Raw genomic sequence first — 13,008 nt, 5'->3', positions numbered from 1 at the left:
TCAACGCCCAGCGTCAGTGCGATGGCGCACGGAAATGCAAGTTTCGCGGACGTACCTTGTACGCGATGACAACAGGGCGGCACGGCATGTCGGGCGAGGCCATCGAGGGCGGCGCGCGATGTCGGCCCTGCTGGACTTATTGACCGCTGGGGAATGTGATGAACTGGAAAACGCTGGAATTCGATCAGCTTTCGACACGCGAGTTGTATCTGCTTTTGCGGGCGCGCAGCGCGGTATTCGTCGTCGAACAGTCGCATGTCTGCCTCGATGCCGATGGTCGCGATGAAAACGCGCTGCACGTGTTCGCGGTGGAAGACATGGCGAGGCCGATGCCGATCCTCGCTTATGCGCGTCTGCACGCCGGCGATGCGGAAGATCCGGAGATCACCATCGACAAGGTGTTGACGAGCCCGCTGCGGCGCGGCGACGGCACCGCCGAGCTGTTGCTCGAACGCGTGTTAGAGGCAATTGCCCAACACTGGCCGGGACACGCTGCGCGCGTGAGCGCGCCGCTCAGTTTGCGCGGCTTCTATGAGCAGTTCGATTTTCGCAAGACGGAAGGGCCGTACCTCGAACACGGTGTGCCGTTCATCGGCCTCACGCGCCAGGTGCGTAGCAGTCAGCCGCGCTTCGGTTCACGGCGTCGCGTGCGGGATGGCGAGTCGCTCGTCGACACATTCGAATTGTTGTAATGACGCGCTTGCCGATCAGAGTGTCCAGCGCAGAGCTCCAACTGCGCGCGACGCCGCAGCGGCCGCGTGCATTGGCGGGCGAGGCGCACGCGTCGGCGGCCCGCATGCAGACCACAGGATGAGGATGCGTTGATCGCTGCGTCGCACGGGCTGGCAACGCTGTGTGCCGTGCGCATCACTGGCACGCGACAAGGGCTTGGTAGTGGCGTGTAGTGGACCGGCATCCATCCGGCGGCCCTACATTGCCTGTCGGCAAAGTGCGGGTGTTCTCGGTCAGTGAACTCGCCCAGTGATTTTCTTCGGCGCGACCGTCGCCGTCAGTTCGCCACCGGCCGGTGCTGTGTATCAAACAATGCATCTGACTACGAAAATTCGTGCCGGTACGTGCGTATTCGCACAATGCATATGCCGTAATGCAGGCACGCTTGCCACGCAAGCTTATCGTCCGTCAAAACACGTCACGTTACACAGAAGAAACAATTCTTCAGAGGGATAACCCTGTCAGGAAGTATCCCAACTGGCGTAACTGTTTTGATGCTAGCAACGTATCGTGCAATAGCGGTTTGCACACAGAAAACGATAGGCAGGAGCCGTTCGATTAACAGGCGCTACGCGGGGACAACACCGCATCGGGGAGAGAGGGCAAATGGAACAGGCAAACAAGGAACGATCGCTGGTGAGCAAAGTGATGGACGGACTGGTCACCGGCATCGTCGAAGAGAAGTACGGCGCCATCCTGCCGCCGCAGGACGTGCTGTCGAAAGAGTTCGACGTCAGCCGCACCGTCATGCGCGAGGCGCTGTCGATGCTGCTCGCACGCGACATGCTGGACGTGCGGCCGAAGATCGGCACGCGCATCCGGCCGATGAGCGATTGGCGCATGATCGACGAGGACGTCGTGAACTGGCGTTTTCGCTCGAAGCCCGATCCGCTGTTCGTGCGCGACGTGATCGAATTCCGCATCCTGATCGAGCCGCGTGCGTCGGCGCAGGCGGCCGCGCGTGGCAGCGCCGCCGACATCGCCGCGATTCGCGAGGCGTTCGAAGCGTTTCGCGTGATCCGCCCAGCCGAGTCCGGCTATCAGGCGGCCGACGAACTGTTCCAAACCCGCATCCTCGTGGCGAGCGGCAACCAGTTTTTCAGGCAGATGGCGGCGATCATTCGCGGCGCGCTGTCGACGGTCAACCCGATCGTCAACGACACGCAAATCTCGTGGGAGACCGCGGTGAGTTCGCATCAGCGCGTGGTCGAAGCGATCGAACGGCGCGATCCGAAGGAAGCGGAAATCGCGTCGCTGGCGATGATCGATCACGCGGCCGAAGAAATGGCCGGCGCGTTTTCGACGCAGCCGTCGACGCGCGTCTGAGCGCAACCGTGCGGCGGCCGCCGGCGGGTCGAGCCTGCGGGTCAAATTTCTCGAGAGGCAGTGCGCAGCGGATGGCGTAAGTCCATGTCCGCGCGTCCACGTTCGGCATGCGCGACAATAGCGCCTGTTCTGAACTGCACGGACTCGAAGAAACGATGACAATCGCAACACAGCAAGCGCCATCGGGCGCGACGATCCGCTGGGGAATCGTCGGGACGGGCCGGATTGCCCGTCGCTTTGCGCAGGGTCTCGCGCATGTGCCGCAAGCGCGACTTACTGCGCTGTGGTCGCGCCGCATGGAATCGGCGCAGGCCTTCGCCGACGCATTCGGCGGCGAGGTGTGCGCGAGCTTCGACGCGCTGCTCGCGAGCGGGATCGACGCACTCTATATCGCCACGGTCCAGGACAGTCACGCGGACTACGCGATCGCCGCGTTGCAAGCCGGCTTGCACGTGTTGTGCGAGAAACCCGCCACCATCAACCGGCCGCAGCTCGAGCGCGTGCTCGATGCCGCGCGTGCCGCGCAACGGCTCTTCATGGAAGCGATGAAGCCGCCGTTCTATCCGCTCTACAGAAAATTGCGCGCGCAACTCGCGGCCGAACCGATCGGCGACGTGGGGCTCGTGCGTGCCGGCTGTTCGGTGCCGGGCGTGCCGGACGATCATCCATCGCTGTCGTTCGAGCATGCGGGCGGCGCGCTGCTCGATATCGGCATCTATGAAATGTTCCTCGCGGTGGACTGGCTCGGCGCGCCACGCGAGGTGCACACGCTCGGGCGGCTCGGGCCGACTGGCGTCGATACGTTCGCGAGCTTGAACAGCCAGCACGAGCGCGGCATCGCGCAGCTGTTCTGCGGGCTCGATCTGCACGGCAAGGGCGATGCGCTGCTGATGGCAAAGGGCGGCCACGTGACGATTCACGAACCGTGGTGGAATCCGTCGCGTGCGACGATCCGTTATGCCGATGGGCGCGTGGTCGAACTCGACGAGCCGTTCGAAGGGGGCGGTCTGAACTACGAGACCGCGCACTTTTGCGAGCTGATTCGCGCGGGAGCGCTGGAGAGTCCGCTGATGCCGCATGACACGTCACGGCAGATGATCGCGATGGCCGATGCGGCGCGTGCCGCGTTGGGGCTGAAGTTCGCGGGGGAGTGACGGTGAAACGCAGCGCGTCGTATCCGGGTGGTACGATTTGCGCGGTGTCCGGCTATGAAAACGCTTTGCCGGACCACCGCCCTTGAATCTCTTCAGATGGAGCTGTTTGCGATGCGCATGCTTGCAAAACTGTGGCGCGACAATAAGAGCCTCGTCGCGTTTCTGTTCCTGATGGTGCTGTTTCGCAGCGCCGTGGCTGACTGGAATGTCGTGCCGAGCGGCTCGATGTTGCCGACGATCCGCGAAGGCGATCGCATCTTCGTCGACAAGATGGCCTACGATCTGCGCGTGCCGCTCACGCATATCGCCATCGCGCATCTGCACGATCCGCAGCGCGGCGATATCGTGACGATCGATTCGTCGGCCGCGCACGAGCTGATCGTCAAGCGTCTGATCGGCTTGCCCGGCGACAGCGTCGCGATGCGCGACAACGTGCTGTACGTCAACGGCGTGCGCGCCGACTACCGGCCGCTCAAACTGGCACCGCTGCCGGGTGACGCCGCTTCGCGCGGCGACTATCTGACGGAGCGCTTCGCCGGCATCGCGCATACGGTACGGCTCGCACCGGATGCCCCCAGCCCGCGCGACTCGTTCGGCCCGGTCATCGTGCCGCCCGGCGAGTATCTGATGCTCGGCGACAATCGCGACAACAGCGCCGATTCGCGTTACTTCGGTTTCTTCCCACGCGCGGAGCTGATGGGCCGCACCCGTCGTGTCGCGTTCTCGCTCGACCCCGACCATTACTACAAGCCGCGCTTCGAGCGCTTTGGCGCGCCGCTGGATGCGGCGGCGCCGCTCGCCAGCCGGTAGGCGCGGTGGCTGGCTGCTCGGTGCTCAGTGCTCGGTGCTCGGTGCTCAGTGCTCGGTTGTCAGTGCTCAGTGACGCGACGGTAGTGAGAGGCGCCGCTCGTACCAGCGCTGCGCCCATTCGAGCACCTGGCACAGCACCCAGTACACCGCGGCCGCGGCGAGATACAGCGGCAGCGGCTGATAGGTCGACGCGATGATTTCCTGCGCGCTGCGCAACAGCTCGGTCACGGTGATGACCGACACCAGCGACGTATCCTTGATCAGGCTGATCAGGCTGTTCGACAGACTCGGCACGGCGATGCGCAACGCCTGCGGCGCGATCACGTAGCGCAGCGTCTGGCGGCGCGACAGTCCGAGGCTATACGCGGCCAGCCATTGGCCCTTGTGAATGCCGAGGATCGCGCCGCGCATGCTCTCCGACAGATAGGCGGCCACGTTCGCCGACAACGCGATCACGCCGGCCGGCGTCGGTTCGAGCGAGATGCCGAAGCTCGGCAAACCGTAGTAAATCACGAAAATCTGCACCAGCAGCGGCGTGCCGCGCATCACGCTCACGTAGATGCGCGCGAGCCAGTTCAACGGCCGACTGTGGCTGATGCCCATTAGCGCGAGCATGGCGCCCGCAATCAGGCCGAAGATCATCGACAGAATCGCGAATTTGACCGTCAGGAGGGCGCCCTGCACGAGCACAGGAAGCGATTGGACGAGCAGCGAGGTGATGGACATGGGCGGTGGTCCGGTTGGCGCACAAAGCGCACATCATAAACTTTGGCGGGCGTTAAGGCGCATAGGGGCGGACCGGATGCGCGGGCTTGCTGCGCATGGTGGCGCGACTGGGTTTGCGCTAATGTGTGACGTGGTGTGGGTGCAAGCTGCCGCGCAACTACAACGCAACTACAACGCAACCACAGCGCAACTACAACGCAACCACAGCGCGGCCAGACGGTGCCGATGCGATGAAGCGCAGAGGTAAGGGGCGCGGTGAAGCGATAGAGCGGTAAAACGCGTAAGGCGATGAGGCAATACTGGCGCTGCAAAAGCGCGAAGGGCGGCATCGTCGACGATGCCGCCCTTCGTGTCATCCCGCGTGTATTACTTGATCGGCTTGCTGACGTCGATGCCGAACCACTTGTCGGAGATCTTCGAGAACGTGCCGTCCGCTTCGAGCTGGGTCATCGCGTCGTCGATCGCCTTGGCGAATTTCGGATTGCCCTTCCTGAACGGAATGCCCGACGGGTTGCCCGGGCCGACGTTGGCGCCGGTGCGCAGCGGCAACTGCGAGTTCTTCAGCAGGTACGCGAGCATCAGGCGGTCGTTGAGCGCCGCGTCCAGCCGGCCGGCGGCCAGATCGCGCAGGTATTCGGGCGCGCCCGGATACGTCTTCACGTCGATGCCTGGCACTGCCTTGGCCATGTCCATGTAGTTCGTGCCGAGACCGACGCCGAGCTTCTTGCCCTTCAGGTCTTCGAGCGAATTGAACTGGCGCGTGTCGTCCTTACGCTGGATCAGTTGCGCGGCCGAGTACGTGTAGGCCGGCGAGAAGTCGAGCGCCTGTTTGCGCGCGTCGGTGATGCCCACCTGGTTGACGATCACGTCGAACTTGCCCGCCTGCAGACCGGCGATGATGCCGCTCCATTCGGTCGTGACGAATTCCGGCTTGACACCGAGTTTCGCGGCCACGGCTTTGGCGATGTCGACGTCATAGCCGACCAGTTCGCCCGAGGGCGCTTTCGAATCGAACGGCGGGAAGGTGCCTTCCAGGCCGATGCGCAGCGTGCCGCGTTGCTTCACCTGATCGAGCAGGTCTTCGGCATGCGCGGCGACCGCCGTGAACGATGCGCCGATCAGACCGGCGACGAGAAGCTTTTTCAACAGTCCGAATTTCATCGTGTTCCTTTTTGTTCGGTGGCGGTTCAACGGGCGAAAGCTTAACAAAGCAGTCTATCGAAACCGAAATATCGTTTGTTCATGTTTATATAATGCGGCGGCCTGAATTCGCATCCGCTAGTGGCGCGGCCGCCGCCTTGAAACGACCGCGGCTTTGCAGCTTAACGCAGCGCCTGCACGCATTCGGCTACCAGCGCCGGCCCGCGGTAGATGAATCCAGTATAGAGCTGCACCAGCGATGCGCCGGCCGCCAGTTTTGCGCGGGCGTCCTCGCCCGAGAAAATCCCGCCCACGCCGATGATCGGCACCGTCTCGCCGAGTTCGCCGCGCAGCTTGCGGATCACTTCGTTCGATGCGTCGAACACTGGCCGCCCCGACAGGCCGCCGGCTTCGTCGCCGTGCTCGATGCCGGTGACGGCGGTGCGCGAGAGCGTCGTGTTGGTGGCGATCACGCCTTCGAACTTGTGGCGCAACAGCGTATCGGCGATCGATTTGATCTGTTCGTCGTCGAGGTCCGGCGCGATTTTCAGCGCGAGCGGCACCAGCTTGCCGTGCATGTCGGCGAGGCGCAGTTGCTTGTCCTTGAGCGCCGCGAGCAGCGCGTCGAGTTCGCCCGCGCCTTGCAGCTGGCGCAGATTCTTGGTGTTCGGCGACGAAATGTTGACCGTCACGTAGCTCGCGAACGGGTACACGCGTTCGAGGCAGTACAGGTAGTCTTCGGCGGCGCGCTCGATCGGGGTGTCGGCGTTCTTGCCGATATTCAGCCCGAGAATGCCGCGATAGCGCGCGGCCTGCACGTTCTTCACGAACTGGTCGACGCCCGCGTTGTTGAAGCCCATCCGGTTGATGATCGCGTTCGCCTGCGGCAGACGGAACATGCGCGGCCGCGGGTTGCCCGGTTGTGCGCGCGGCGTGACGGTGCCCACCTCGATGAAGCCGAAGCCGAGCGCGGCCAGTCCGTCGATGCAGGCGCCGTCCTTGTCGAGGCCCGCGGCGAGCCCGACCGGGTTGCGGAACGTGAGCCCCATTACGGTGCGCGGCGCGTCCGGCACGTGCGAGGCGAGTGCGCCGGCGAGGCCGGTGCGGCCGGCGGCGCCGAGCATACGCAAGGTCAGGTGGTGAGCGTCTTCCGCGTCCATGCGAAAGAGTTGGGCGCGAACAAGCGGATAGAGGGAACTGAACACGGGATGAAGCCGGACGGCCGGAAAATGGGAACCCGCTATTTTACCGGCTTTGGCGCGCGGCTGAGACTGATTGGAAACCGATGTGGAAACCGATGTGCAAGCCGATGTGCAAGCCGATGTGCAAGCCGATGTGCAAGCCGATGTGCAAGCCGATGTGCAAGCCGATGGCGCGCGGATTGGCGCAGACTGGCGGCGGATGCGGCGCGCAATCCGCGCCGGCCGCCGCCGTCACGGCCTGAGCGGCCCGCGATTGCCGCGCAGCGCCGGCTCGACGGACGGCAGATCGAAGCTCGCCGGATCGAGCACGCGCCACGCGCCGTCGATCAGCCCTTCCAGCGGCCGGAAGTTGGCCTTGTACGCCATCTTCGGACTCTCGCGGATCCAGTAGCCGAGATATACGTAGGGCAGATCCAGGCTGCGCGCCTGCTCGATCTGCCAGTAGATGTTGTAGGTGCCGAAACTGCAGTGCGGCAGGCCGGGCTCGAAGAACGTGTACACGGACGACAGTCCGTCGCCGAGGATGTCGATCATGCTGATCATGCGCAGGATGCCAGCCGCGTCAGGCTGGTCCGGCAAGCGCTCGCGGAATTCGACCAGCCGCGAATTGATCCGGCTCTGCAACAGGAACTGCTCGTACTGGTCGCGGCTGTCGCGATCCATGCCGCCGCCCGCATGGCGCGCCGACTGGTAGCGCATGTAGAGCGCGTAGTGTTCTTCGTCGTAGTGGAGCGGCGCAACGGTCGCAACCAGCTCGCCGTGTTTTTTCCAGACGCGCCGCTGCGTGCGGTTCGGCTCGAATCGCTCGACCGGCACGCGCACCGGCACGCAGGCGCGGCAGCCGTCGCAATACGGGCGGTACGTGAACACGCCCGAGCGCCGGAAACCTGCCTTGACGAGGTTCGTATAGACGTCCGAATTGATCAGGTGGCTGGGCGTGGCGACCTGCGAACGCGCGATGCGGCCATCCAGATAACTGCAGGGATACGGCGCTGTTGCATAAAATTGCAGCGCTGAAAGCGGCGATAGAGGCAGCTCGTTGGGATGAGTCACGTTGGCAGCTCTCGAAGCGTCTCTGGTAATGCAAATCCGGCGCGCCTTGCGGCCCGTGACCCGCGGCTCGGTGGGCGGTGAGTCCGGATTCGGCCTGATTCTTCCTACGCCGCGCGCGCGACGAGCTCGAGCAACACGGTCTTGTCGAAGCGCCATGGGATAGGCGGTGCTTCAACTGACGCGCGAACATGCGCGATGAACGCTTTGCGCGCTATCTCGCGACCGCCTAGCGACGCCAGATGCGACGTGTTCTGCTGGCAGTCTATCATTTCTATTTCGTGCCGGCGCAAGTGCCCGACCAGCGCGGCCAGCGCCATTTTCGACGCATCGGTGACCTGCGCGAACATCGATTCGCCGAAGAACATCTTGCCGAACGACACGCCATACAAACCGCCCACGCGCTCGCCTTGGAACCAGGTTTCGACGCTGTGCGCATCGCCCATCCGGTGCAGCGACGAATACGCATCGATGACGTCCCCGGTGATCCACGTGCCGCGCTGCCCGCTGCGTGGCGCTTGCGCGCACGCGCGCATGACGGCGGCGAAATCGCAGTCGACGCGAATTTCCCACGTGTCGTCGCGTAGCACGCGCTTGAGCGTTTTGCGCAGCGACGGCGACAGTTTGAATTCGGTGGGGCGCAGGATCATGCGCGGGTCGGGGCTCCACCACAACACCGGCTGGCCGTCCGAATACCACGGAAAGATGCCGCGCCGATAAGCGTCGATCAGCCGTGACGGCAGCAGGTCGCCGCTTGCCGCGAGCAGGCCGGGTGCGCCGCTGGCCGCGCCGAGTGCTCGCTCGACGGGCGGGAACGGATCGTCAGCTCCGAGCCAGGGAACCATGCGCGCCGCTCAACCTTCGCGCAGCGAGCGGAAGATGTCGCCCGTGTGCAGACCGAAGCTGCCGGCGGCGCGGTCGGCGAAAAAGAAGCGCAGCGTCTGGCCGACGGTGGGAAAGGCGATGTCGTTCCAGGGAATTTCGTGCTCTTCGAACAGCTTCACTTCGAGACTTTCCTCGCCGGCGGCGATGTCGAGATCGAGCAGCCGCGCCATGTAGAACAGATGCACCTGATGCACGTGCGGCACGTTCAGCAGCGAGAACAGGCTTTGCACCTCGACGCGGGCGCCGGCTTCTTCGAGCGTTTCGCGCGAAGCCGCCTCAGCGGTCGTCTCACCCATTTCCATGAAGCCTGCGGGCAGCGTCCAGTAGCCGTAGCGCGGCTCGATCGCGCGACGGCACAGCAGCACCTTGTCGTCCCACACGGGGACGGTGCCGACCACGTTGCGCGGATTCTGATAGTGCACCGTGCCGCAACTGCCACATACGAAGCGCTCGCGGTTGTCGCCCGGGGGAATGCTCAGGCTGACTCCTTGGCCGCAGACAGAACAGAATTTCATAGCAGGGGGACGAGAAAGGGTGATGGGAGTTTATCACTGGGCAGGGGTGGTGGACCGGGCGGGGTGGTCGCCGGGAACGGGCTTTGAACCGCGCGTAAGGACGAATCTTCACGCGCTGTTCATGGCGCCGACAATTGGTTGCAGATTTCTGCTGATACCCGAGAATTTGGCGATCCAGAAAGTCTGGTCGCCGCATTTGATGAGCTGTGGAAGGCTTTGATAGATGGGAGTAGCCGGTGCTTCATGGCCAGCACCTCGAGCGGACTCGCAGACAGAGCGAAGTGAAGCGCATTGCAACGCTCGAACGAAGCTCCGCTGAATTGCGTGAGTTACACCACGGTTGCGTGCGCGCAAAAACAAAAAAGGCTTACACGCGAATACGCTGTAAGCCTTTGATGTAGTTGGTTGCGGGGGTAGGATTTGAACCTACGACCTTCGGGTTATGAGCCCGACGAGCTGCCAGACTGCTCCACCCCGCGTCCGTCGAAGAAAAGATTATAGAACAAAGCATATGCTGATGCAATAGCTATTTAAAAACCGGCTTCATTCGACCGCGGCAATGCCAAGCCATACCAGGCCACACCAGGCAACACCACGCAATGCCCGACAACGCCAGGCCGTCAGCAGCATTGCAGCCGCATGCTCACCGTGATTCAGGTCGCCGCATGCATCGACCACGTCGCATGCCGGAAGTCTCTCATCAATCGCTGCGCTAGAATTCACGTTCTCTTTGCGGCTCGCCATGCATGCACAGCGGCGAGCGCTTCAACTCCTCTTACCTCGCACCGAACCTCATGGATATCGCTCACGATCTGCAGGTGATTGCTGCTCAGGAACAAGCGCTGGTGTTCCCCCGCTTCGATGCCGACCGCGCATGGCAGCTCGGCGCCTATCTGCACGAAGTCGCGAAGGCGCGCGGCATCGCGGCCGCCATCGACGTGCGCACCTTCGGCCAGCCGCTGTTCTTCAGTCTGCTCGACGGCGCGACGCCGGACAACGTCGATTGGGCACGCCGCAAGGGCAACACGGTCGCGCACTTCCGCCGCAGCTCGTATGCGATCGGTCTGAAGATGCAGCAGGCCGGCAGCACGCTCGCCGACAAGCACGGCTTGCCGGCCACCGAATACGCAGCGCATGGTGGCGCGTTTCCGTTGACGGTGGCGGGCGCCGGTGTCATCGGTTCGATCACGGTGTCGGGGCTGCCGCAGCGCGCCGATCATGAGCTGGTGGTGCAAGCGCTGTGCGCGCATCTTGGCCACGACTACAGCAAGCTCGCGCTTCCGAAGGCCTGACGCGATGCGGGTGCCGCCTTTTGCATTGCTTGGCATCGCCATCGTCGCCGAAGTGATCGCGACGTCCGCGATGCGCGCGTCCGAGGGCTTTTCGCGCTTGCTGCCTTCGGTGATCGTGGTGCTCGGCTACGGCATAGCGTTCTATTGCCTGTCGCTGACGCTCAAAAGCATTCCGGTCGGTATCGTCTATGCGGTGTGGTCGGGCGCGGGCATCGTGCTGATCACGCTGGTCGCGGTGGTGCTTTATCGGCAGATACCCGATGTGCCGGCGATCATCGGGCTCGGGCTGATCATTGCCGGCGTCACCGTGCTGAACATGTTTTCAAAGATGCAGGCGCATTGAATCGTCGTCGCCGTTGTCATTGGCGCTGGCGCGCCGGGCGCTGCGCTCATTTGCACCGCACGCTCACTTGCAGCGCACGATCATCGAGCGGTTCTTCACGTTGGCCGATACGACGTTCGTGACGCTGCCACCCGCGGTGCCGCCTTCGTCGTTGTCCTTCGATACGATATCGTAGCCTGTCGCGCCGCATGCTTTGCCGGCCTGCACGTAGCAGGAGGCCCAACTGGAAGCGGCGTCGGCGCCGCTGCAATTCACCGCGAAGCCAGTCTGGCCGTTCGGCAGGTTGATCAACGAGGTGGTGTTCGACGATGCGCAACCGGCAAGGCCCGCGCCTAGCAGTGCGGCAACGGGCAGCGCGGCCGATAGAGCGATGCCGCGAAGCAGCGCAAGCGCGACGCCGGGTCGGAAGCGGTGGGAGCGGCCGGCGCGGCGCGTTTGCGTGATGAAATGCATCGTGATGGTTCCTTTCATTCAGATAAAGAGTGAGCTTGCCGCCGACACGGGAGGCGGGCGTCGAAGACTAGCGGGTTTCGATCGTGATGCCTGCTGCGCTGACCAGCCGACGGCTTTCCATACCGCCTTCGGTGGCTGCGTCTTCCCAGATGCTGATCGCTTTCGCGATGTCGATGCCGTGGCTTTCGGCGTACGCAAACCATTCGTTTGCGGCCTCTGGTTCAGGCAGTTCGTGGGCCTGCAGAAAATATTTTCCCATATTGCGCTCGCTGGACTTGAAAGGGCGTGTCGCGGCTGCACGGATTGCGCCGGTGATCCGGTTCGACCCGCACACGCGCAACAAGTGCGATCCAGGCGCGATCCGATGCAGGTCGTTGCGCGCCGGACAGAACTTATCGGCTCGCGACGCGCCTTACTGATTTGTCGTTTGCCATGAACGCAGGCGTGCGACGCTATCCGTGTGGACATGCGGCTGCACGCAGCCGGGGCACGGTCTCGCGCAACGTTCGTTCGTGGTTCGTCGATTTATTGCAACGAGGAGAAAGACCATGACTGAACGGGTCAGCGGCCCTTATCGCGGCTACTACATCAGCGCCGCCGCGCGCCTCGTGCCCGCGCCCGACGCACCGGGCGCGGGTGGTATCTACGTCGGTTCAGTGAGTCTGGCCGAACTCGGCCCGGACGATCCGCATCGTATCGAAACGCTGCTCGACCTTGGCGGCGAGCAACGCTTCAGCAGCGAAGAGGAGGCGCTGGTCTTCGTCGAACGGGCTGCGCGCGATTATGTCGATCGTCTGCTGGGCGGGCATTGATGGCGGCACGCGAGATTGACTCACCGCCCGCCCAACGCGCGCTCGAAGACGCCTTCGGGCATGCCGGCCAACGATGCCGGCCAACGCTTCGCCAGCCGTGCTGAAGGCGCCGCCCGCAACAGCCAGGCGGCACGCTGGACCGCGGTCCGACCGCGCGAGTACCATAGCGGGGTTGAAAGCGGCCGGCCGGCTTCGGATAGCGCCGCTCCCATGCAGGAACCTTTTGATGAGGCGACCATGGAAATTCGGTTTCCCGCCGACGCGCCTGCTTACCGCGACTCGAATCTGACCGTTGTCTTTCACGCGCTGGTGGACGGTGAGCCGGTGCCGTGCGCGATTTCGGTCGAAGCGCTCGAAGATCACTTTGGCGCCTATACCGAAGACCTCGACGGCTGGTTGCGCGCCTTCGACGCCGGACGGTCCCACATCGAGGCCGTGGCGCGCGAGCATTTGCAGATCAGCAACGGCACGCCTGTGCTGCTCAAGAGCGGGCACTTTCCGCCCGGCAAGCTGGCGTGCTAGGCGCGCGGCGCGTACACGTGCCTGCGCATACACGTTCCCACCAACG

Annotated in this window: 17 protein-coding genes and 1 tRNA gene; 9 read left to right on the top strand and 9 right to left on the bottom strand. The window is 63.7% G+C overall.

Annotation, left to right across the window (positions count from 1 at the left end):
* Positions 1-158: 158 nt before the first annotated feature.
* From BN2475_RS07285 to lepB, 4 genes are all read left to right on the top strand, one after another.
* Positions 159-692, top strand: a complete 534-nt coding sequence (locus BN2475_RS07285) for a GNAT family N-acetyltransferase (protein WP_094778879.1) — start codon at positions 159-161, stop codon at positions 690-692.
* A 646-nt stretch (positions 693-1,338) separates the two neighbouring features.
* Positions 1,339-2,058, top strand: a complete 720-nt coding sequence (locus BN2475_RS07280) for a FadR/GntR family transcriptional regulator (RefSeq protein ID WP_094778878.1) — start codon at positions 1,339-1,341, stop codon at positions 2,056-2,058.
* Positions 2,059-2,213: 155 nt separating this feature from the next.
* Entirely contained in the window at positions 2,214-3,212 is a 999-nt protein-coding gene (locus BN2475_RS07275; protein ID WP_094778902.1) for a Gfo/Idh/MocA family protein, read from the top strand.
* 111 nt (positions 3,213-3,323) lie between these two features.
* Entirely contained in the window at positions 3,324-4,022 is a 699-nt protein-coding gene (lepB, locus tag BN2475_RS07270; protein WP_094778901.1) for a signal peptidase I, read from the top strand.
* 66 nt (positions 4,023-4,088) lie between these two features.
* Here the strand turns inward: lepB and BN2475_RS07265 are convergent, their stop codons facing one another.
* The 3 genes from BN2475_RS07265 to BN2475_RS07255 all read right to left on the bottom strand — a co-directional run bounded on the left by BN2475_RS07265 (position 4,089) and on the right by BN2475_RS07255 (position 7,093).
* Positions 4,089-4,748, bottom strand: coding sequence for an amino acid ABC transporter permease (locus BN2475_RS07265; protein WP_094778877.1), 660 nt, complete (start codon positions 4,746-4,748; stop codon positions 4,089-4,091).
* A 366-nt stretch (positions 4,749-5,114) separates the two neighbouring features.
* Entirely contained in the window at positions 5,115-5,909 is a 795-nt protein-coding gene (locus BN2475_RS07260; RefSeq protein ID WP_094778876.1) for a cystine ABC transporter substrate-binding protein, read from the bottom strand.
* A gap of 161 nt (positions 5,910-6,070) precedes the next feature.
* Positions 6,071-7,093, bottom strand: coding sequence for a quinone-dependent dihydroorotate dehydrogenase (locus tag BN2475_RS07255; RefSeq protein WP_094778875.1), 1,023 nt, complete (start codon positions 7,091-7,093; stop codon positions 6,071-6,073).
* Positions 7,094-7,173: 80 nt separating this feature from the next.
* On the opposite strand from BN2475_RS07255, the gene BN2475_RS34195 reads away from it, so the two are divergent.
* Positions 7,174-7,332 (top strand): hypothetical protein, encoded by a 159-nt coding sequence (locus BN2475_RS34195; RefSeq protein WP_159444530.1) that lies wholly within the window; start codon positions 7,174-7,176, stop codon positions 7,330-7,332.
* Here BN2475_RS34195 and BN2475_RS07245 read toward each other — a convergent pair.
* The 4 genes from BN2475_RS07245 to BN2475_RS07230 all read right to left on the bottom strand — a co-directional run bounded on the left by BN2475_RS07245 (position 7,322) and on the right by BN2475_RS07230 (position 10,019).
* Positions 7,322-8,143 (bottom strand): arginyltransferase, encoded by an 822-nt coding sequence (locus BN2475_RS07245; RefSeq protein ID WP_094778873.1) that lies wholly within the window; start codon positions 8,141-8,143, stop codon positions 7,322-7,324. The two genes, BN2475_RS34195 and BN2475_RS07245, sit on opposite strands and share 11 nt — an antisense overlap.
* 104 nt (positions 8,144-8,247) lie before the next feature.
* Complete coding sequence (gene aat / locus BN2475_RS07240; RefSeq protein ID WP_094778872.1) at positions 8,248-8,985, bottom strand: leucyl/phenylalanyl-tRNA--protein transferase; 738 nt, start codon at positions 8,983-8,985, stop codon at positions 8,248-8,250.
* A gap of 9 nt (positions 8,986-8,994) precedes the next feature.
* A complete protein-coding gene (locus BN2475_RS07235) occupies positions 8,995-9,540 on the bottom strand; it encodes an NUDIX hydrolase (protein ID WP_094778871.1) in 546 nt (181 codons plus the stop codon).
* Between the two features lie 402 nt (positions 9,541-9,942).
* Positions 9,943-10,019 (bottom strand) — tRNA-Met (locus tag BN2475_RS07230).
* 315 nt (positions 10,020-10,334) lie between these two features.
* On the opposite strand from BN2475_RS07230, the gene BN2475_RS07220 reads away from it, so the two are divergent.
* A complete protein-coding gene (locus tag BN2475_RS07220) occupies positions 10,335-10,832 on the top strand; it encodes a heme-degrading domain-containing protein (RefSeq protein WP_094778900.1) in 498 nt (165 codons plus the stop codon).
* Between the two features lie 10 nt (positions 10,833-10,842).
* Positions 10,843-11,175: a DMT family transporter gene (locus BN2475_RS07215; RefSeq protein WP_425435480.1), complete on the top strand. Its 333-nt coding sequence runs from the start codon at positions 10,843-10,845 to the stop codon at positions 11,173-11,175.
* 63 nt (positions 11,176-11,238) lie between these two features.
* On the opposite strand, the gene BN2475_RS07210 is transcribed toward BN2475_RS07215, so the two are convergent.
* Complete coding sequence (locus BN2475_RS07210) at positions 11,239-11,628, bottom strand: hypothetical protein (RefSeq protein WP_094778899.1); 390 nt, start codon at positions 11,626-11,628, stop codon at positions 11,239-11,241.
* A 67-nt stretch (positions 11,629-11,695) separates the two neighbouring features.
* Positions 11,696-11,887, bottom strand: a complete 192-nt coding sequence (locus BN2475_RS07205) for a hypothetical protein (RefSeq protein WP_094778868.1) — start codon at positions 11,885-11,887, stop codon at positions 11,696-11,698.
* A gap of 289 nt (positions 11,888-12,176) precedes the next feature.
* Here BN2475_RS07205 and BN2475_RS07200 point away from each other — a divergent pair, with 289 nt between their 5' ends.
* The gene (locus BN2475_RS07200; RefSeq protein WP_094778867.1) at positions 12,177-12,440 is read left to right on the top strand and encodes a hypothetical protein; all 264 of its coding nucleotides are present in this window, start codon (positions 12,177-12,179) and stop codon (positions 12,438-12,440) included.
* Between the two features lie 237 nt (positions 12,441-12,677).
* Entirely contained in the window at positions 12,678-12,962 is a 285-nt protein-coding gene (locus BN2475_RS07195; RefSeq protein WP_094778898.1) for a DUF1488 family protein, read from the top strand.
* The last annotated feature ends 46 nt before the right edge of the window (positions 12,963-13,008 follow it).

Source organism: Paraburkholderia ribeironis (assembly GCF_900019265.1).
Classification (GTDB): domain Bacteria; phylum Pseudomonadota; class Gammaproteobacteria; order Burkholderiales; family Burkholderiaceae; genus Paraburkholderia; species Paraburkholderia ribeironis.
This window is presented reverse-complemented; position numbering and strand designations above follow the sequence as displayed.